This window comes from Streptomyces sp. NBC_01428 (assembly GCF_036231965.1).
In the GTDB taxonomy this organism is placed as follows: domain Bacteria; phylum Actinomycetota; class Actinomycetes; order Streptomycetales; family Streptomycetaceae; genus Streptomyces.
In genome coordinates, this window is record NZ_CP109499.1 from 7,159,357 (window position 1) to 7,178,543 (window position 19,187).

Below are 19,187 nucleotides of genomic sequence, written 5' to 3' on the forward strand. Positions count from 1 at the left end.
CCGGCGGGGCGGCTCAGCCGTCCGGCCACCAGGTGCGCGCGATGTCCTTGCGGATCTCGGGGCGCGCGGCAGGACGTTCGTCGGCCTCGTCCCGTACACGGCGGGAGTCCGACTTCCTCAGGGGCTTCTGCACGGTCGCACGGCGCATGGCTGCCTCCTCGCGTCTACCGGATCCCGATGGTGTACGGAGGTAGACCTTTCGGGGGAGAGTTCCTCATCGGTGGCGATCTGTCTGTGGCGCCGGTCACGTCCTTGCCCGGCCGGCCCGCCCCGGCGGCCCCGCCGGACTGTCAGTGGCGGCTGACACGATGGGACGCATGGTGAGCGACAGCGTGACGAATCCAGGGGCGGGCGTCGACTGGGACGCGGAGTCCGCCACGTTCGACGAGGAGCCCGACCACGGCCTGCGCGACCCGGCGGTCCGCGCGGCCTGGGCGGCCCGGCTGCGGACCTGGCTGCCGGACCGGCCGGGCGACCTGCTCGACGTGGGGTGCGGTACGGGAAGCCTGTCCCTCCTCGCGTCCGAGGAGGGACACCGTGTCACCGGGGTCGATCTCTCGCCCCGCATGATCGACCGCGCCAGAGCCAAGCTGGCCGGCCGTGACGCGGCGTTCCTCGTCGGTGACGCGGCGGCACCCCCCGTCGGCGAGCAGCGCTACGACGTGCTCTTCTGCCGCCATGTGCTCTGGACCCTGCCCGCCCCCGAGCGCGTGCTGCGGCACTGGCGGGGGCTCCTGCGTCCGGGCGGCCGGCTCGTCCTCGTCGAGGGCGTCTGGGGGACCGTGCACCCGGTCGGTCTCTCCGCCGACCGGCTGACCGCCCTGCTCCGGCCGCTGGTCGCAGAGGCGGGCGAGAGCGCCGGGCTGCGCGTGGAGCCGCTGTCGGACGACGCGCGGCTGTGGGGCCACGAGGTCGACGACGAGAGGTTCGCCGTGGTGGCCACCTTCTGACCCCGGGCGACACGGCCCGACCGGCACCATGCCGGTCCCGGGAGCCGCCGGCACCGGCGCTCCGAAGAGGCCGCCGGTGCCGGCGGAACCCGCCTACTCCAGCAGCGCTTCGAAACCGCCCTCGCGGGCCAGGCGTTCGAGGTCGTCCAGGGCCTTCTCGGCGGCGAGCGCCGCCGCCGGGTCGGTGGCCGCCAGGCCGCTCTCCGCGAACTCGTCCTCGTCCAGCCGCAGGACCTCCGTGCCGTCGGCCGAGCGCCACAGGTCCAGGTCGAGATCCTCGACCACCAGGCGCCCCGCGGAGACGGTGGCGGGCCGCGTGACGTCGCAGTACCAGCCCTTCCGCACGCCCGCCGCGTCCCGTACCTCCTTCACCGCGTACCACCGGTCCCGCCAGTAGTACTCGGTGAAGACGTCACCCCGCTCGAACCGTACGAAGCCGAAGTCCCGGGCGGTGTCGCCGGCCCAGGGAGCGCGCACCACGACCCGCGTCCCGTCGTCGGCGAGCAGCTCCGCCGGGTAACTGATCTTCGTACGGCCCGCCTTGACGAGCACGATCTCCACCGGGTCAGGAGCCCCCGCCGAGTTCGTGGACATACTTCACCTCCGTGGCGCACACCTCGTAGCCGAACCACTTGTTGATCGCGAGCATCGGCCCGTTGTCCGTGTCGTTGCCGGTGAACGCCTCCCGGAAGCCGGCCGCGCGGGCGCGGTGCAGGGAGTGGTTCTTGGCGAGCTTGGCGAGACCGCGGCCCCGGAAGGCACGGGCGGTGCCCGTCATCACGGTGCCGTAGCGGCTGCCGCCGTCGGTGCGGGCCGCGCTGAACGCCGCCGGCCGGCCGTCCACCAGAGCGACGGACGTCAGCTCGTGGTCGAGGAGCGGATGACGCCAGGTCTCCTCCAGCCAGGCCTCGTAGTCCGTGAACTCCCGGTCGACGTCGCTGGGTTCGTCGAGGAGCGTCTCCGCGTCCAGGACGAACAACGGCCGCGGGTCGTCCGCGAAGTCCGCCCCGCTGCGCACCTCGACGCCGGGGGGCGGGGACTGGAGCGGCGGCAGCTCGCCGTTCGCCAGGTCGAGGCGGAGGAAGTGCGCGGAACGGGCCGAGCGGTAGCCGCGCTTCTCCGCGAAGGCACGGTTCGCGGGCGCGTCCAGCACCCAGGCGAACAGCCGGGTCGCGCCCAGGGCGGCGAGCCGCTCCTCCGCGGAGCGCACCAGCAGCGACCCCGCGCCGCGGCCCGTCCGCTCCGGGTGCACATAGACGTTGACGTAGCCCTGACCCGGCTCGGGGCTGTCGTACACGATGCCCACCTGCGCGGTGCCGACCGGCTCGCCGTCCTCCAGGGCCAGCAACGGCCGGTAGTGCGCGTCGGGATGGGCGTGCTCGACGTCGTAGGCGATGGACTGCGGGGTGAAGAGCACGAAGGGGAGAGCCTCGTGACGGATGCGCGCGAAGCTCGCGGCGTCCACCGGGTCCCCGCGACGCACCTCACGGACGATCAGTGTCATGGCAGCGAACGCTACGGGCAGACCGCGTGCGGATGCCTCCCCTTTTCCCCGGGTGCGGGACAATCGCCGGGTGACCCTGAAGATCCACATCGCAGAGGGGGCCGCGCCGTACGAGCAGGTGCGCGCCCAGATTTCCGAGCAGGCCAGGTCCGGCGCGCTGCCGGTCGGCCACAAGCTGCCCACGGTGCGGGGGCTGGCCGAGTCGCTTGGCCTCGCGGCCAACACCGTCGCCAAGGCCTACCGGGCCCTCGAATCGGACGGGGTGATCGAGACGCGCGGCCGCAACGGGACGTTCGTGGCCGCCGCCGGGGACGCGGCGGCGCACCAGGCGGCGTCGGCCGCGCAGGCCTACGCCGACCGGGCGCACCGCCTCGGACTGACCGAGACCGCCGCGCTGGCCGCCGTACGGGACGCCCTGCGGGCGGCGTTCGAGGGGGACTCCTAGAACGCGGAGCGCTCGGAGTGCCCTGGGCGCCGCAGCCTGCGCCGCCCTTACAGGTACAGCCCCGCGTCCGCGCCCTCGCGCTGGTCCGGAACCGATGTCGGTGTCGTACCGCGGCGCAGCGCGTACAGCTCGGCGAGGGTCGCGCCCTCGCGCGGGACGCCCTCGTCGGTGCCCAGCCAGCCGACCGACTCCCGGCGGGTCAGCGGTCCGACCTCGATACGGGCGAGACAGCGGCCGGGGCGGACCACGGCGGGGTGCAGACGCTCCAGGTCCTCGTTCGTCGTGACGCCCACCAGGACGTTGCGGCCCTGGCCGAGCAGTCCGTCGGTGAGGTTGAGCAGCCGGGACAGGGCCTGGCCCGCCGTGTGCTTCGCCTCGCCGCGGATCAGCTCGTCGCAGTCCTCCAGCAGGAGCAGCCGCCAGCGCCCCTTGCCGGTGCCGTCCTCCTCGCCGATCGCGATGTCCATCAGATACCCGACGTCGGAGAAGAGTCGCTCGGGGTCCAGCACACAGTCCACCTGGCACCAGTCGCGCCAGGAACGGGCCAGGGTGCGCAGGGCGGACGTCTTGCCGGTGCCCGGCGGACCGTGCAGGAGCAGCAGCCGGCCCGCGATGTCCTCGGGGGTCGTCTTCATCAGGCCGTCCATCGCGTCCGCGACCGGCGCCGTGTAGTTGGCGCGGACCTCCTCCCACGTCCCGGCGGAGATCTGCCGGGTGGTGCGGTGCGGGCCGCGCCGCGGCGACACGTACCAGAAGCCCATCGTCACGTTCTCCGGCTGCGGCTCGGGCTCGTCCGTGGCACCGTCCGTCGCCTCGTTCAGCACCTTCTCGGCCAGCTCGACGCTCGTCGCGGTCACGGTGACGTCCGCGCCCCTGTTCCAGCGCGACACCAGAAGGGTCCAGCCGTCGCCCTCGGCGAGCGTCGCGCTGCGGTCGTCGTCCCGCGCGGAGCGCAGCACGCGGGCGCCGGGCGGGAGCAGGGTGGCTCCGGACCGTACACGGTCGATGTTCGCGGCGTGCGAGTGCGGCTGCTCGCCCGTCGCGAAGCGACCGAGGAACAGCGCGTCGACGACGTCCGACGGCGAGTCGCTGTCGTCGACGTTGAGCCTGATCGGCAGAGCGTCGTGTGGGTTCGCAGACATGCCGCCATGATCCGTCACCCGGGCGTCCCATGCACCCGGTTTCCGCAGTGCGTCGCGTGTGTCGCGTGGGTCCCGCTCTTCCGGTGTATCCCTTCCATCCTGTTACAGGGCTGTACGACGACAGACCTGTCGCGCGCCCGATTCCCCCCGTTACTGTTGCCCATGATGGGACGTCATGGGTGGAATTCGGGGGAACGACGGTGGCGCCTGACCGCGCTGCTCGGTGTGGGCGCGGCCGTACTCGCCCTGGTCGTGACACTGCTCAACACCCTTCCGGGGGACGGCGGGAGCACCGCCGGCACCACCCGCGACGGCGACAAGGTGCACGGCACGCCGGTCACCCCGCCGCAGACGCCCCGACCCGACGTGGGCTGGGGGTTCACCCACACCCAGTACAGCGCCGACGAGGGCGACGACGCGGCCACCGAGCGGGTCGAGGGACTGCTGGGCCGTGACGAGGTGTCGCTGCCGCAGAACCAGCACATCATGGGCTGGGGTGCGGGCAACCCCGAACCGTCCAAGGGGCGTTACGACTTCTCCGAGATGGACAGCCGCGTCGACTTCGTCCGCAGGTCCGGCGGCACCCCGGTCGTGACGCTGTGCTGCTCCCCGGACTGGATGAAAGGCGGCAGGGCCGGGGCGGACCGCACGAACTGGAGCCAGGCCTCCCTGGAGACGGCCCCGGAGCCCTCGCACTTCGCGGACTTCGCCGCGCTCGCCGCGACGGTCGCCCGCCGCTACCCCGACGTACGCCACTTCATCGTCTGGAACGAGTTCAAGGGCTTCTGGAACGACCGTGAGGGCCGCTGGGACTACGAGGGCTACACCAAGCTCTACAACCTGGTCTACAAGGCGCTGAAGAAGGTGGACAAGGACATCATGGTGGGCGGCCCCTACCTCGTGATGGACAGCTTCGACCCACGCCAGACGCAGGACGCGTCCACGACGGTGAAGGGAGCCTGGGGCGCGATGGACCAGCGGGTCCTCGACGCCTTCACCTACTGGAACGAGCACAAGGCGGGCGCCGACTTCGTCGTCGTGGACGGCTCCAGCTACACCAACGACGACGAGACGCTGCCCGACGAGTTCGCGGCCACCGACAAGTTCACGGCCGTCGGCAGATGGCTGCGCGGGCAGACGCACGGACTGCCGCTGTGGTGGGCCGAGTACTACGTCGAACCGGCCGACTCCAAGGACGAGCGCAAGGGCTGGTCCGAGACCCGCCGCGTCGCGGTCCAGGCGAGCGGCATGATCGCGATGGTGCGGGGCGGGGCCTCCTCCGGCTTCTACTGGAACCCGGAGAAGGAGAAGGGCGCCGGCTGCCCCGGCTGTCTCTGGACCCCGACCGGCACCGCCGGTGGCGGCCGGGACCTGCCCATGTACGACCTGATCTCCCGCTTCGGCAAGGCGTTCCCGCCGGGCACCGCCTACGCGAAGGTGTCCGTCGCCGCGGACGACGTGCCGAACGTGCGGGTCCTCGCCACCGACCGGACCGTCCTCGTCGTCAACACGCGGGACCGGTCGATCAGCGCGAAGGTCGACGGGAGGCGGTTCGAGCTGGGCGCCTACGGGGTGAAGTGGCTCACCCGCTGACCGCGCGGGCCGACGGCACCCGGACCTGGGGAAGTGGCCCGGCCGGCGTACCGACCCGGCCACTTCGGCCGCACGCACCGCTCCCGGGCCGCTACTTCATCGTCAGGAACCGCTGCACCAGCGAGGCCAGCAGGACCGCCAGCAGGGGCAGGGAGAACCAGAAGCTGCTCTGGACCCACCGCAGTTGCCGCACGCCGGGCCGCACCGCCACCCGTACGACCTCCCGTGCCGTCAGCAGCACGATGAGGGCGATCGCTGCGAGACCACCGACGACCGACCACGGTGTCCACGTCACCTGCGGTCCGATCGGCCCCGGCTCGGCCCGCGGGACCGTGCCCTCCGGCCGCACGCGCAGCGCGTACATCGTGACGTCGTCGTTGACCAGGACCTTCCGCAGCTCCGGCCGTTCGTCGAGATGGGTGATCAGCCGCGTCTCCCACGTCGCCGAATAGCCCACGTCCAGCTGCAGGTAGACCACCTGACTGCGGTTGATCATCAGGTACGAGTTCGGCCCCGCGTCCTTGAGCGCCTTGACGAGCCCGGACACCAGCACCGGGTCGGCGGGCGCGAGCGTGGGGACGTACTGCACCTTCTCCATGTCCTTGGCGCCCCAGGGCATCGCGGGCGTCACGTTGTCGACGGTGTCGTTGCTCAGCCACAGCAGCCGGGCCGTCGGATCGTCGTGCGCGTACACGTAGTCCATGGCCGTGACCTCGCCCGGCCGGATCCGCTCGAACGACTCGTTGCCCCAACGGGCCACCAGGAAACCGCCCATGAGGAGCAGGCCCGCCATCAGCGCGGCGACCGGGGCGAGACTCAGCCGGTCCTTCTCCCGTTCCTTCGCGGTGACCCCGGTGCGCGGGAAGAGGGCCAGTCCGGCGAGCAGCGCGGCACCCGGCACGGCGAACATGAAGACGCGCAGCGCCATCTCACCGCCGTAGGACTGCATGCCGAAGCCGAGGAACGGGACGAAGGTCAGGACGAGCAGGGACCGCTCGCGGTACCGGTGCTCACGCCGCCGCCACCAGCCCCAGCAGGCGAAGGCCATCATGCCGCCGGCGAGCAGGACCCGGGTGTACAGCACGAGCTTGTGCGTCGAACTGCCGCCCTGGATACGGCCGGAGACCGACGTCGACACATTGCTGCCGACGCCCCCGACCCCGCCGAACAGGTCGTCGAAGTGGCCCGACCAGTACGGCTCGGCCATGAAACCGACCCAGGCGGCGACCAGCACGGCGAACAGGATGGGCAGACCGCGCAGTTCGGAGCGGCCGACGAGGACGAGGACCGCGAGAACGCCCAGCATCACGAACGGGGTGAGCTGGTGCGCCGGCACGGTGGCCGCGAACAGCCCGATCAGCACCATCAGGAGCACGGCCCGCTGCCGCCGGTCCGTCGGCTCGACCTCCGCCTCGCCCGGCCGGCGCTTCGTCCACAGCACCCGCGGCGCCCGGAACCACACGAGCAGGATCGCCACGAACACCAGGTACAGCAGGTAGGTGAAGCCCTGCGGCGAGAAGTAGTCCTGGCCGACCCAGCCGCACAGCGTGAAGAACCAGATCCCCGTCCACTTGGCGCGCCAGCCGGCCCGCATCGACCGGACCAGCAGGAACATCGGTGCCAGATAGAGGAGTTGGATGGCCGTCGGCCACCAGCGGATGACCTCGGACAGATCGGAGACCCCGCACGCCTTCGCGACGAACGCGGCCACCGCGAAGAAGCCCGGCCAGCTCCAGCGGGCGTCCAGGTCCGGCACGGCGGACCCGGTGCGGTCGATGTAGTCGAGGAAGCCGAGGTGCTGCCAGGCGGTCGCGAACCGCGGCTCGGTCTCGATGACCGCCGGGAGCGCGTGCAGCGACACCACGGTGGCGAGCAGCGTGACCAGCAGCAGCCCCCGGTGCTCGCGTTTCATCCACAGCAGCGAGCTGAACACCGTGACCAGCAGGGCCGCGCCGATCAGCGTCGGCAGCGGGAGCACCGAGATCAGGCCCAGGCCGCCCATGTCCGTGAGCGACTCGTCGTCGAGGCCGAACGCGGGGACCCAGTAGAGCAGGAGCGCCGAGACCAGCAGGAAGCCGAGGACCACACCGGGTCTCGACGGACGCCGGACGCGCTCACGCCAGGACGGGGGAGGCGCGTCCGGTGGTTCCCGGTCCTCCGCCGTCCCGTCCGCCGCGACCGGTTCCGACGCCGGCGCGTCCTCCGCCGAAGCGGTCCGCACGTCGGACCCCCCGCCGTCGGATCCCTCCGTGTCGAACGGGGCGTCGACCTCCGGCACCTCCACCGGACCCAACGAGGCCTCCGAACCCGGCTCGCGCGCCTCCACGGGCAGCCCCACGGACGGCTGCCGCCGCGCCCAGGCGGGACGCCGCTCAACGCCCGTTCCGGTGCGCACCGCGGGGGTGCCGGTCGGCGGCGTGCCCGGCCCGGGGCGCACGTCCGGCCGGCGTTCCAGGTGGTCGAGGTCGATGTGCAGGCGCAGGGCCAGGGTGTCCGAGTCGAGCGCCCGGGCCGGGCCACGCGTCGGCTCGTGCGACGGGACGGCGTCGCGCGGCCCCAGGTCTGCGAGGTCCCCGTCCGGTGCGGCGTCCGCCGGCGGGGCGGCGGGCGGCGCGGTCCGCACGATCCGGAACAGCCTGGGCGCCGCGATCGTCACGATCACGGCGAGGCTGGAGATCTCCGCGACACCCGCGCCCGTCAGCCCCATGCGGGGCAGCAGGATCACCGTGAGGCCGAGCACCAGAAGACACAACAGGCCCTGGAGATAGGCGAGTCCGGACGTGCGGCTCTGTGCGCGCAGCACGGCGAAGTAGGTCTCCATGACCACCCGCAGCAGCGCGCCGACGGCGAACCAGCGCAGCAGCGGTGTCGCCGCGTGCGCGTACCCGGCGCCGAAGACGTGCAGGATGTACGGCGCGCCGAGGAACAGCAGGCCGCACACCGGCAGCATGATCCGGGCCATGCGCTTGAGCGCGGCCCGGGTGTTGGCGGCGAGCCGCGCCGGATCGTGCGACCCCTCCACCGTCAGCGAGGCGCCCATGTTGATGGCGAGCAGGTTGACCGTGCCGCCGATGGTCGTGGTGATGTAGAAGTACGCGTTGTCGGTGGAACTGACCTGCGAGGCCACGATCACCGGTACGAGATAGACGACCGCGAGCGAGAACAGCGACCCGGTGTAGTCACCGGCCAGGAACCGCCCGATCTCCCTCAGGGTGGGCGGCTTGGTGCTGGTCTCCGTCGCCTTCACATGCCGGGGCACCAGCCGGCGGAACACCAGGATTCCGAGCGGCACCACCGACAGGGCGATCGCGGCGACCCAGGAGACGAAGACGCCCGAGGTGGGGACCGCGGCGGCGAGACCGATGAGCAGGGCCAGCTTCACCGCGGAGAAGACGGTGTTGCCCACCGGCACCCACAGCGCGCTGCGCAGCCCGGTCAGCACCCCGTCCTGGAGTGTCAGCAACGACCAGGCGACCACCGCCAGCACGAAGAACGTGCCGTGCAGCGGGCCGTGCAGGAAGCGGTACGACGGCCCCCACAGGTTCAGGGTGAGCAGGAAGATCCCGGCGGCGAACGCCACGACCACCGAACTGCCCGCGTACGTACGGAAGATGAGGCGGGCGGTGGCGCGTCCCGCGACGGGGATGAAGCGGGCGAGGGCGCCGGTCAGTGTCACCGCGGTGACACCCGCGAGGAGTTTCATCGCGGCGATGGCGGCGGAGCCCTGGCCGACCGCCGACTCGGTGTAGTAGCGGGCGGCGATCAGCCAGTACCCGAGGCCCAGCACCGCGGAGATCCCGGTGTTGAGCATCAGGGCGTAGGCGTTGCGGAACAGCGGACTGCCGCCCCCGCCCGTGCGGCCGGTGCCGGGCAGACGGAGACGGCGGGCCGGCCGCCGCTCGGGGGCCTCGGGCGCGGTGGTCGAGGCCTGGGCTGTGGTGGTCGTGTCAGACACGGGAACGGATGGCCTTCCGGCGGACCTGTCGTGCTCTTCGGACCATGGCGTACCCCTTGGTGAGGGCCCGGTCCCGGGCGAAGGTGCGGGCGATCGAACGGCCTTCGATGAGCCGCTCGAACTCCTCGATACCGGTCGTGCGGCGCACGGTGACGCGTTGCAGGGCGTACGGGCCCTGGCGGCGGCGGGCGAGGCCGTTGCCGACGGCGAGCGACTGGGTGAAACCCGCCGCCCGCACCGAACGCCGCACCCGTGCGCTGGAGTAGCCGTAGGGGTACGCGAACGAGGCCGGGGGAGCACCCAGTTCGCCCGCGATGATCTCCCGGCAGCGCAGCAGCTCGAACCGGAGCGCGTCGTCCGTGATCTGGTCGAGCTGCGGATGGGTGTGGCTGTGCCCGCCGATCTCCGCCTGCTCCCCGGCGAGCGCGCGCACCTGGTCCCAGTCGAGCATGGTGTCGAGACCGCCCCCGGTGTCGTACGCGCCCCTGATCCACCCCGTGGACACGAAGAGGGTGGACGCGAAGCCGTACTTGGCGAGGGCGGGCAGCGCGTGCCGGTGCACGCCCTCGTAGCCGTCGTCGAAGGTGATCAGGACGGGGCGCGCGGGCAGCGGGACGCCCGAGCGCCAGGCCGCCGCAAGCCGGGCGGTGCCGACCGGGGTGAACCCGCGGTCGTCGAGCAGCGCCATCTGCTCGGCGAACGCCTCGGGCGCGACGGACAGCGCCCGGGTCGCGTCGTTCGGTGTCCGCGCGACCGAGTGGTACATCAGGATCGGTACCGGTCCGCTCATGCCGCCGCCCCCTCGTCGTCCGGGACCACCTCGACCGCCGCGACGGGGACGACCGAGAACACGGCGCCGCTCCGGCGGGCCCGGACGCTTCCCGCGACATACCCGCCGGCCGCCGTCAGTACCCCGGCGACGATGGCTCCCGCGCGGCCGGCGCCGCCGGGACGGGCCAGGGCCGCGTCCCGCAGCCCGCGCAGCACCCCGACGGGCAGGACCCGGGTGCTGTAGCGACGCTCCGATTCAAGTCCCTTGCCGGCGCCGACACTTCGGGCGACCAGGGCTTTGGAGAGGCCTTCGGCGTAGGCCCGGGTGCGGAAGTAGCCGAAGCGCTCGCGGACCGCGGGCACCCGGTGGTGGATGACCGCGCGGTCGTCGATCAGCAGGACGGCGTCCGGCCGGGCGCGGGTGAGCCGGATGCACAGCTCCGTCTCCTCGCAGCCCAGCGGACGCCTGTCGCCGTCGCGGCCGATCCCGGTCGCGAAGCCGCCCGCCGCGTCGAACGCCGTGCGGCGGAACGAGGCGTTGCCGCCGAGGACGTTGCGGACCCGGACCCGGCCCGGCGGCAGGCCCTTGTACGTGCAGCCCACCACCCAGTCGAACTCCTCGGGGAACCAGGCCGGCCGGCGGCCCGACGCCCAGACGGGCATCGTGCGGCCGCCGACGGCCATCACCCGCGGGTCGGTGTAGCCCTCGGCGAAATGCCGCAGCCAGTCCCGCTCGGCGACGGCGTCGTCGTCGAGGAAGGCGATGACACCGCCGTGCGAGGCCGCGATCCCGGTGTTGCGGCCGGCGGACAGACCGCGGGGGCCCGCGTTGGCGAGCACCCGCACCCCCTCCGTCTTCCTGTACTCCCCGGCCAGCCGCTCCAGCAGAACGGTGTTGTGGTCGACGACCAGCAGTGTCTCCAGGGCGGGCAGGGACTGCGCGCGCACCGAGGAGACCGCCGCGAGGATGTCCTCCCAGCGGTCCTCGGTGTACACGCAGATCACCACGGAGATGTCCCGCGTGCTCAAGACACCTCTCCCCGGCCGGAGTCGAGCTGGTGGGCGTGCGGCGTCCGGCGCAGCGCACGCCGGTTGGACCGCTCCTTGAGGATCACCTTGAGCACCCGGATCCCGTCCCGCACGGCCCGCAGATTGCTCGCGCCGTGGATGCGGAGGTACTCGTGGCTGGGTATCTCCTGCACCTTGAGGCCGGCCTTGACGACCCGGATGTTCATCAGGGTCTCGACCTCGAAACCGGTGCAGTCGAGCTCGATCTTGTCGAGGCAGTGCCGCCAGAACGCGTTGTAGCCGTAGCAGAGATCGGTGTAACGGGCGCCGAACTTGGCGTTGACGGTCGCGCAGAGCACACGGTTGCCGAGCTTGCGGATCGGCGTCATGTCGGACGTGCCGCCGCCGTTGGCGAACCGCGAGCCCTTGGCGAAGTCCGCCCCGGACACCAGCGCGGAGACGTACGAGACGATCTCGTGGCCGTCGGCCGAGCCGTCCGCGTCGACCATGACGATGATGTCGCCGGTGCACGCCGCGAAGCCGGTGATCAGCGCGTCGCCCTTGCCCCTGCCGAGCTGCTTGACGACCTTGACGTCCGGCCACAGCTCACGGGCGACCTCGACGGTGTCGTCGGTGGAGTTGCCGTCCACGAGAACCACTTCGTGGATCCAGGACGGCAGCGTCTTGAAGACGTACGGGAGATTCTCCGCCTCATTCATGGCGGGAATCACGACACTCACCGGTGGCGCGATGGCCAGGTGAGAGGAGATCGGCCGGTAGATCGCGGCCACTGACGGATCGTCGCCCGAGATGGCTGGGCGCAGGACTGAGCTCATGAGTCTGGTCCCTCTCGTCCGGTGGACCGCCCGCCCCTGGGCGGTCCGTCTCTTTGTCCGGTTCGAAAGGGGGGTTACTCACTGACGGCATGCCGGAATGGAACTCCGTCCATGCCGGGTGAGCTGGCAAAACGTGCCGGCTCCGCATTGAGGAGCAGGCTGCGCGGCCCGACTCGGCATACGTCTGGTCACCGAGAACGGCACCCCCCAACCGCGCCCCGCGCCGGCTTCCATCGCGGTCCTGAGCCCTCCCCTGGAGCCGCTGATGATGGACCGATGCGGGTGAGATGTACGACGGTATTGACGATTGCGCCCGTATGGCAAGACCTGAAACGAGGCCTCACCTTTTTGTTGGTTTGACCGTTACCTCGTATCTCGAACGGATTTTCCCCATCCGTTTGAGGGTCCGTGGGTGCGCCGTCGGCGCACCAGTGTGAGCAGCAGAATCAGCGAACTGAACGCCGTCACGGCGACGATGCCGCCGGGGACCGACCAGCGGTGCACGGCGAGCATGCCCTGCGCCACCAGCATGTTCAGGACGACGGCGCCGGCGACGGACGTGAGGACGCGGCCGAACGGGTCGAGTCCGCGCAGTGCGGCCCCGATCGCGGCCGACGGCGCGGCGAGCAGGAAGAAGAGCGTGAAAGGCCCGCGCAGCGGTGAGTTCGCGTCGGCGAGTGCGAGGAACGCGCCCACGGCCCCCACCGTGGTCGCGCCGCCCGCGAGCAACGCCGGCAGGTCCCTCCCCCTGGGCTGCCGCGGCCCCTTCGCGGTGTCGGATGAGGATGCCTTGATCCGTAAGGTCTGCATGGGCGACTTTGCCCCCTGAAGCGCCGGATGCCGGGTTTCAATGTGGCGCAGCCCGTCCGGGGCCGTCAAGGCGCAAAGGGGGCGCGTTCGCGGGTTTCCTGACGCAGTGGCACAGAAGTTTTGGCATGAACACTTCCTGTCAATGCGCGTAGCTGGTACCAAAGTTGTGGCAGAGATCCTGCTAAAGGGAGGTTCCATGAGACGTTCCCGAATTACGGCATACGTGACCTCACTCCTCCTCGCCGTCGGCGTCACCCTCACCGGGGCGGCCACGGCGCAGGCACGAACGGCCGCCGCCACCGGCTATGTGGCCCTTGGTGACTCCTACTCGTCCGGTGTCGGCGCCGACAGCTACATCAGCTCCAGCGGCGACTGCAAGCGCAGCACGAAGGCCTACCCCTACCTCTGGGCGGCCGCGCATTCACCCTCGTCGTTCGCCTTCACCGCCTGCTCGGGCGCTCGTACGGGTGATGTCACGGCGAACCAGCTCGGCCCCCTCACCTCCTCGACCGGCCTCGTCTCCATCAGCATCGGCGGCAACGACGCCGGCTTCTCGGACGTCATGACGACCTGCGTCCTGCAGTCCGAGAGCTCCTGCCTCTCGCGGATCGCCACCGCGAAGGCCTACGTCGCCTCCACCCTCCCCGGCAACCTCAACTCCGTGTACTCGGCGATCCGTGCGAAGGCTCCGTCCGCCCACGTCGTCGTCCTCGGCTATCCCCGCTTCTACAAGCTCAACGGCAGTTGCCTGACCGGACTCTCGGAGACCGAACGGTCCGCCATCAACGGCGCGGCCGACTACCTGGACAGCGCGATCGCGGCCCGCGCCGCCGCCTACGGATTCACCTTCGGTGACGTCCGGGGTACCTTCACGGGCCACGAGATCTGCTCCAGCAGCGTCTGGCTGCACAGCCTGAACTGGCTGGACATCGGCGAGTCCTACCACCCGACCGCGGCCGGACAGTCCGGCGGCTACCTCCCCGTCTTCGGCGGAGCGGTCTGAACTCTCCGGCCTTCCTAAGGTGATGCGGAAGCGGAGGCCCCGTCGCTCGGGGTCTCCGTCGCACAGGTGATCGTGAACGGCACCGCCTCGGACGTCGTCCGGACCGGGCTCCGGACCTCCACGCTGATCCTGTTGGCGAACTCGCCGCTCGTGTCGTAGGTCGTCGCCACCACCGTCGTCTGCCGGGTCCTGCCGCCGCCCGCGGGGAACGAGAGCGTCTTCCAGCTCTTGTCGGTCACCTCGCCGGTCTGCGTGACCCATCGGTACTGGACGTCCACCGGCACCCGCCCGACCGTGAAGGTCGCCGTGAACGAGGGTGCCTGGGTGCCGGGCGGCGGACACGCCCCCGTGTAGTCGGTGTGCCGGCCCGACACCGTCACCCGCACCGACTGGGCCGGCGGGGCGGTCGTCGCTCCTCCGCCCGTGGGGGCGCTCGCGGCGGAACTCCCGCTCGCGGTGGGACTGGTCGCGTCGCTCCCGCTGTGACGCGACCCGCCGTCCGAGGCGCCACTGTTGCCGCTGCCGCCCCCGTCGGTGGTGCTCTGTCCTTCGCTCCCGCCGGTACCGCCGTTCCCGCCGCCGTGGTCGCTCAGCGCGTACGTCAGTCCGCCGACGGCGAGCGCGAGCGCGGCCACACCGGCGATGAGGACGAAGGCCGCCGGGCGGCGACGGTGCGCCTCCGCGGTGGGGGCCGTCGAGGACGCCGTCACCGGAGGCGGACCGAATCCTCCCGAGGGTGTCGGTGGGCCCGGCGACGGCTGGTGGAACGCGGCGATCGTGGGGGTGGCGGAGGGCGGCAGCGGACCGACGGCTCGCGTGGGTGTCCTGCCGCCCTCGGCGACCGCGCGCAGTTCCGCCTCGGCCGCGGCGGCGCTCGTCCGCCCGGCGGGATCCTTGGCCAGCAGCCCCTCGATCACGGGGGTGAGCGGACCCGCCCGGCGGGGCGCCGGCAACGGCTCGTCCACGATGGCCCGCAAGGTGCTCAGCGGAGTGTTCTGCCGGAAGGGCGAGTTGCCCTCGACCGCCGCGTACAGCAGCACGCCGAGCGACCACAGGTCCGACTCCGGTCCCGGCGTCCGCCCCAACGCCCGCTCCGGAGCGAGGAATTCGGGCGATCCGATGACCTCGCCCGTCATGGTCAGCGCGGAGCTGCCCTCGACGGTGGCGATGCCGAAGTCCGTCAGCACGACCCGGCCGTCGTTCGACATCAGGACGTTGGCCGGTTTCACGTCGCGGTGCAGCACCCCCGCGGCGTGCGCGGCCCGCAGCGCGGACAGCACCTCGGCGCCGATGCCGGCCACCCGTCGCGGCGCCAACGGTCCCTCGGCGTCCAGCAGATCGGAGAGCGCGATGCCCCGGACCAGTTCCATCACGATCCAGGGCCGGCCGTCCTGGCTGGCCACGTCGTACACCGTGACCACGTTGTGGTTCGAGATACGGGCGGCCGCCCACGCCTCGCGTTCCAGGCGGGCGTACATCCGCTCGATCTCGGACCTGGCCAGTCCGGCCGGGGCGCGGACCTCCTTGACGGCCACCTCGCGCTGCAGCACCTCGTCGCGGGCGCGCCACACCGTGCCCATTCCGCCCTCGCCCAGGGGCGAGAGCAGGCGGTAGCGACCCGCGATCACCCGCTCACTGCCCGAATCTTCGGACACGTGCGTCCCCCCTTCGCATCCGCGCGATATCTCCCCAAAAGTAGCTCAACCGAGTGCGGATGCCGCCCCCTTGAGCACCAATCCGACCCCGAGCGCCACGACGACCGCCGCCGATCCCAGGGGCGCGGTCCGGCGGACGAACCGCACGGCCCGCCCCTCGGCCCAGCGTGGGCGCCTGGCCAGCGCCCGGTTCATCCCGCTGCCGAGCCGGACGACGGCGAAGCCCGCCGCCGTCAGCGTCAGGGCCAGCCCGACGCCGTACGCGAGGACGAGCAGGAGGCCGAACCAGGCCTGACCGAGGGCCGCGGCCCCGACGAGAACGACCACCGCGGACGGACTCGGTACGAGCCCGCCGGCGAAGCCGAGCAGGATCGTCCCGCGCACGGTCGGCGCGATCTCGTGGGTGTGGGTGAAACCGCCGTGGGTGTGTTCGAGAGCGGGGGAGGGGCGGCCGAGGGGTCGGGAGACCCGGGACCGAAGGGTGGCCGCGGAGGTGGGTGCGGACGGGTGTCGGTGCTCGTGCTCGTGCGGGTGGGCGTGCTCGTGGGGGTGGGCGTGGCCGGGGCTCACGTCCTGTGGGTGGGGGTGTGGGTGCGGTGCGGTCGTGACCAGGGCCTGTGCCCGGGGGGCCGCGGCGGCGTGTGCCAGGACCAGGGGCCGCTCGGGACGTCCGGCGGAGTGCCGGTCCACGGCAGCGGTGGCCATGTCCGGGGCGACCGGCTCCCGGTCGTGCCGACGGGGGCGGGAGGGGACGGCGGCCGGTCCGTGAGCGTGGTCGTGGTCGTGCGGATGGCCCGGCCCGGGCTCGTGGTCGTGGTCGTGACCGTCCGGGTGTTCCTGGTCGGCGGCGTGGTCGTGGTCGTGCCCGTCGGCGTGATCCCCGCCGTGCGGGTGCCCGTGGGAGTGGTCCCCGCCGTCCGGGTGCGTATGGGAGTGGTCCCCGCCGTGCGGGTGCCCGTGGGCGTGATCCCCGCCGTGCGGGTGCGCGTGGACGTGTTCGTCCGTGGGGCGATGGGGCAGGCCGGGTCCCGGCGCCCGGTGGTGCCAGGCCCGGCGCAGGAGCGTGACGCCCGCCAGGGTCACCAGGACGCCGCTGGACACACCCAGCCAGGCGATCACGGACGGAGCCGCCGCCGAACCCGCGGTGACCAGAAGACCGAGCGCGACGACCCCGAGGGTGTGCGTGACCGTCACCGACGCGGCCAGCGGCAGCACGTCCTTCAGCCGGGCCCGGCCGCCGCGCGCCGCCGCGGTCGCCGCCATCAACGTCTTGCCGTGGCCCGGCGCGAGGGCGTGCATCGCGCCCAGGCCGACGGCGATGAGCAGGGCCAGCGCGGCGAAGCCGACGGTGAGGTGGTGCCGGGCCACCAGGTTGTTCAGGGCCTCGGTCCAGCGGTCGGCGCCGCGCGGCAGTACGGAGGCGGCCGGCGCGTTCCGCCGGCCCTCGACGAGCGCGGGGCCGCCCGGCCGGATCCGCAGCGAGGCGGCGGCGGTGTCGGCCGGGGAGGACAGCAGCGCCTTCGGGTAGGTGGTCAGCTCCGCCGACACCGACGCGCGCGGTACGTCCGACGCGGTGAGCGTCATCCGGTCGCCCCGGGCGGTGATCTCCCGCCAGCCCGGCCCGTGGTCGGCACCCGCGCTGCGGAAGCCCACCGCGATGCCGGCGTCCTCGCCCCGGGGGAGCGGCGCCGTCAGCCGGCACTCCACGCGCAGGGTGTTCAGGCCGGCCTGTCCCGGCCGGGTGCGCGCGTGGCTCGCGCCCCGCGCGAGGGCGACCTCGTGCCCGCCGACGGTGACCCTGCTCCCGCGCGCGGCGCTCTCGCACCGTTGCCGGGCCCACTCGGCCATGCCGAGCCGCGTGATGTCCCGCTTCGCCTGGGTCGCGGGGATCTCCGCGAGGTCCTCGACGTGGTCGACGCGCAACTCCCCCGGGGCGGCGACGAGCCCGTCGTACCGGTTGACGGTGAAGTTCCCCAGGGGATGCGCGCCCGCCTGTCCCGCGGGGATCAGCACGAGCGCGCAGGCGGCGGTCAGGGCCGCACCGCACGCGGCGAGCAGCCGCCGCGCCCTCACCGTGCCGCCTTCAGCGCGGCGCGGGCCTCGCGGGCTCCCAGCGGAGAGAAGCCCGGGTTCAGTTCCAGGGCCGCCTTCAGCGAGGCGCGGGCCGCCTTCGTGTGTCCGGTGGCCCGTTCGATGACACCCCGGTGATAGAGGAAGGCCGCGTTGCGGTAGCCCGTCGCCGTGGCCTCGCGGGCGTGGGGGAGAGCCTCCTTGTCGCGGCCCGCCACATGCAGGGCCCAGGCGAGCGCGTCCGCGGTGTGCACGGTGTGCCGTCGCGCCCACTCGTCGCGGGCCGCCTTCAGCGCCGCCCGGTGGTCGCCGTGGTCGGCGGCGGCCAGCGCCGTGTCGAGGTCGGCGTCGACGCCGTTCGCGCGGGCGAGCGAGACCCAGGCGTTCACCAGCGCGTACTGGTCGCGGGCCTGTCGCGCGTCACCGGCCCGGCCGCGTGCCTCGTACAACTCGCCCAGCTCGACGAGAGGTTGCGGCAGCGGATAGCGCTGGACCACCTGTTCCATGCCCTTGATCGCCGCCGCGCGGTCGCCCAGCGCGGCCTGGGCACGGGCCCGGCCCTCCAGGGCGGGCAGATAGCTGTCGTCGGCCGCGAGGGCCCGTGCGTAGAAGGTGAGAGCCGAGCGGTAGTCGCCCTGGTTCCAGGCGAGTTGGCCGAGCGCGCCGGACACGTACGCGATGTCGCCGCGGCTCGTCGCCGTGGCGAGCGCCTGCTTCAGCACCCGTCGGGCCGTGGCCACGTCACCGCGCAGCTCGTGGACGTACGCGTACCGGGTGAAGACGGGGACGCCCGGGCGCCGGGAGTCGGCGAGGTCGGCCGCCTTCGACGCCTCGGCGTAGCGGCCGAGTTCCACGAGGGCGTCGATCCGGGAGCAGAGGGCGCGCTCGCTGAACGGGTTCTGCCCGAGGGCGAGGTCCGCGTACTTCAGGGCGCCGGTGAAGTCGTGCCGGGCGGCGGCGAGCGCGGCCCGGCCGGCGAGCGCCGGGTCGTAGTGGGGGCGCAGCTTCAGGGAACGGTCCAGCGCCTGCTGTGCCTGCGGATAGCGGGACGGGTCGCCCTTGGTGCGGGCCTGTTCCACGTAGGCGAGACCGAGGGTGGCCCAGCCGCCGAAGTCGCCCGGCTGCGTGCGGAGATGGGCCTGGAGCGAGGTGATGCTCGCGTCGAGATCGCCGTTCGCCGGGATCAGCGGTGACACCCCGGCCGCGGCGACGGCGGGCGTCGCGCCGCCGTCCCGGAGGGCGCCCACGACCACCGCGCCGGCCGTCATCGCGACAGCCAGCGCGGCCGCGCAGAAGACCAGCCGGGCCGACCGCAGGCGGTCGCGGGAGACACCGGTCCCGCCCGGCGCGGCCCCCACGATGCTCGCCTCGGGCGCGGCCCTGTCGGCTTCGGGCGTCGCGTCGTCGTTCGTACCCGGGGACATGCCCTCTCCTCAAAGTCCGTG

At 72.5% G+C, this 19,187-nt stretch carries 16 protein-coding genes; 4 read left to right on the forward strand and 12 right to left on the reverse strand.

The features are described 5' to 3' along the window. Nucleotides 1-13: 13 nt before the first annotated feature. Nucleotides 14-148 (reverse strand): hypothetical protein, encoded by a 135-nt coding sequence (locus tag OG406_RS31020; protein ID WP_266854661.1) that lies wholly within the window; start codon nucleotides 146-148, stop codon nucleotides 14-16. Nucleotides 149-317: 169 nt separating this feature from the next. Here OG406_RS31020 and OG406_RS31025 point away from each other — a divergent pair, with 169 nt between their 5' ends. Beyond that, nucleotides 318-950, forward strand: coding sequence for a class I SAM-dependent methyltransferase (locus OG406_RS31025; RefSeq protein ID WP_164372558.1), 633 nt, complete (start codon nucleotides 318-320; stop codon nucleotides 948-950). A 93-nt stretch (nucleotides 951-1,043) separates the two neighbouring features. Here the strand turns inward: OG406_RS31025 and OG406_RS31030 are convergent, their stop codons facing one another. Together OG406_RS31030 and OG406_RS31035 are read right to left on the reverse strand one after the other, a co-directional pair. Beyond that, complete coding sequence (locus tag OG406_RS31030; protein ID WP_164372557.1) at nucleotides 1,044-1,544, reverse strand: DUF402 domain-containing protein; 501 nt, start codon at nucleotides 1,542-1,544, stop codon at nucleotides 1,044-1,046. Further along, entirely contained in the window at nucleotides 1,516-2,454 is a 939-nt protein-coding gene (locus tag OG406_RS31035) for a GNAT family N-acetyltransferase (protein WP_266612459.1), read from the reverse strand. The genes OG406_RS31030 and OG406_RS31035 overlap by 29 nt, the downstream gene beginning before the upstream one ends. Nucleotides 2,455-2,524: 70 nt before the next feature. Between OG406_RS31035 and OG406_RS31040 the strand changes: the two genes are divergently transcribed. Beyond that, a complete protein-coding gene (locus OG406_RS31040; RefSeq protein ID WP_266612457.1) occupies nucleotides 2,525-2,899 on the forward strand; it encodes a GntR family transcriptional regulator in 375 nt (124 codons plus the stop codon). 47 nt (nucleotides 2,900-2,946) lie between these two features. Here the strand turns inward: OG406_RS31040 and OG406_RS31045 are convergent, their stop codons facing one another. Further along, on the reverse strand, nucleotides 2,947-4,041 hold the full coding sequence (locus OG406_RS31045) for a DUF5925 domain-containing protein (protein ID WP_081223577.1): 1,095 nt from the start codon (nucleotides 4,039-4,041) through the stop codon (nucleotides 2,947-2,949). Between the two features lie 165 nt (nucleotides 4,042-4,206). Between OG406_RS31045 and OG406_RS31050 the strand changes: the two genes are divergently transcribed. Continuing rightward, nucleotides 4,207-5,634, forward strand: a complete 1,428-nt coding sequence (locus OG406_RS31050; protein ID WP_329191044.1) for a GH39 family glycosyl hydrolase — start codon at nucleotides 4,207-4,209, stop codon at nucleotides 5,632-5,634. 91 nt (nucleotides 5,635-5,725) lie between these two features. Here OG406_RS31050 and OG406_RS31055 read toward each other — a convergent pair whose 3' ends face one another. The 5 genes from OG406_RS31055 to OG406_RS31075 form a co-directional block, all read right to left on the reverse strand. Next, complete coding sequence (locus OG406_RS31055) at nucleotides 5,726-9,589, reverse strand: lipopolysaccharide biosynthesis protein (RefSeq protein WP_329188934.1); 3,864 nt, start codon at nucleotides 9,587-9,589, stop codon at nucleotides 5,726-5,728. Continuing rightward, on the reverse strand, nucleotides 9,582-10,379 hold the full coding sequence (locus OG406_RS31060) for a polysaccharide deacetylase family protein (protein WP_329188936.1): 798 nt from the start codon (nucleotides 10,377-10,379) through the stop codon (nucleotides 9,582-9,584). Before OG406_RS31060 ends, OG406_RS31055 begins: the two co-directional genes overlap by 8 nt. After that, nucleotides 10,376-11,389: a glycosyltransferase family 2 protein gene (locus OG406_RS31065; RefSeq protein WP_327410164.1), complete on the reverse strand. Its 1,014-nt coding sequence runs from the start codon at nucleotides 11,387-11,389 to the stop codon at nucleotides 10,376-10,378. The genes OG406_RS31060 and OG406_RS31065 overlap by 4 nt, the downstream gene beginning before the upstream one ends. Continuing rightward, the gene (locus tag OG406_RS31070) at nucleotides 11,386-12,204 is read right to left on the reverse strand and encodes a glycosyltransferase family 2 protein (RefSeq protein ID WP_164372551.1); all 819 of its coding nucleotides are present in this window, start codon (nucleotides 12,202-12,204) and stop codon (nucleotides 11,386-11,388) included. The genes OG406_RS31065 and OG406_RS31070 overlap by 4 nt, the downstream gene beginning before the upstream one ends. A 363-nt stretch (nucleotides 12,205-12,567) precedes the next feature. Beyond that, on the reverse strand, nucleotides 12,568-12,900 hold the full coding sequence (locus OG406_RS31075; protein WP_267050364.1) for a hypothetical protein: 333 nt from the start codon (nucleotides 12,898-12,900) through the stop codon (nucleotides 12,568-12,570). Nucleotides 12,901-13,210: 310 nt separating this feature from the next. Between OG406_RS31075 and OG406_RS31080 the strand changes: the two genes are divergently transcribed. After that, on the forward strand, nucleotides 13,211-14,017 hold the full coding sequence (locus tag OG406_RS31080; RefSeq protein WP_266612448.1) for an SGNH/GDSL hydrolase family protein: 807 nt from the start codon (nucleotides 13,211-13,213) through the stop codon (nucleotides 14,015-14,017). Between the two features lie 14 nt (nucleotides 14,018-14,031). Here OG406_RS31080 and OG406_RS31085 read toward each other — a convergent pair whose 3' ends face one another. The 3 genes from OG406_RS31085 to OG406_RS31095 are packed head-to-tail and all read right to left on the reverse strand — an operon-like array spanning nucleotide 14,032 to nucleotide 19,166. Beyond that, nucleotides 14,032-15,672, reverse strand: coding sequence for a serine/threonine-protein kinase (locus tag OG406_RS31085; RefSeq protein ID WP_329188941.1), 1,641 nt, complete (start codon nucleotides 15,670-15,672; stop codon nucleotides 14,032-14,034). Nucleotides 15,673-15,717: 45 nt separating this feature from the next. After that, complete coding sequence (locus OG406_RS31090; protein WP_329188943.1) at nucleotides 15,718-17,745, reverse strand: urease accessory protein UreH domain-containing protein; 2,028 nt, start codon at nucleotides 17,743-17,745, stop codon at nucleotides 15,718-15,720. Further along, nucleotides 17,742-19,166, reverse strand: coding sequence for a tetratricopeptide repeat protein (locus OG406_RS31095; protein ID WP_327410167.1), 1,425 nt, complete (start codon nucleotides 19,164-19,166; stop codon nucleotides 17,742-17,744). Before OG406_RS31095 ends, OG406_RS31090 begins: the two co-directional genes overlap by 4 nt. Between the last annotated feature and the right edge of the window lie 21 nt (nucleotides 19,167-19,187).

Excerpts from the sequence above, each read along its gene's own strand:
- OG406_RS31020 (WP_266854661.1), bottom strand. The coding sequence starts at position 148 with ATGCGCCGTGCGACCGTGCAGAAGCCCCTGAGGAAGTCGGACTCCCGC.
- OG406_RS31025 (WP_164372558.1), top strand. The coding sequence starts at position 318 with ATGGTGAGCGACAGCGTGACGAATCCAGGGGCGGGCGTCGACTGGGAC.
- OG406_RS31030 (WP_164372557.1), bottom strand. The coding sequence starts at position 1,544 with ATGTCCACGAACTCGGCGGGGGCTCCTGACCCGGTGGAGATCGTGCTC.
- OG406_RS31035 (WP_266612459.1), bottom strand. The coding sequence starts at position 2,454 with ATGACACTGATCGTCCGTGAGGTGCGTCGCGGGGACCCGGTGGACGCC.
- OG406_RS31045 (WP_081223577.1), bottom strand. The coding sequence starts at position 4,041 with ATGTCTGCGAACCCACACGACGCTCTGCCGATCAGGCTCAACGTCGAC.
- OG406_RS31050 (WP_329191044.1), top strand. The coding sequence starts at position 4,207 with ATGGGACGTCATGGGTGGAATTCGGGGGAACGACGGTGGCGCCTGACC.
- OG406_RS31060 (WP_329188936.1), bottom strand. The coding sequence starts at position 10,379 with ATGAGCGGACCGGTACCGATCCTGATGTACCACTCGGTCGCGCGGACA.
- OG406_RS31070 (WP_164372551.1), bottom strand. The coding sequence starts at position 12,204 with ATGAGCTCAGTCCTGCGCCCAGCCATCTCGGGCGACGATCCGTCAGTG.
- OG406_RS31080 (WP_266612448.1), top strand. The coding sequence starts at position 13,211 with ATGAGACGTTCCCGAATTACGGCATACGTGACCTCACTCCTCCTCGCC.
- OG406_RS31095 (WP_327410167.1), bottom strand. The coding sequence starts at position 19,166 with ATGTCCCCGGGTACGAACGACGACGCGACGCCCGAAGCCGACAGGGCC.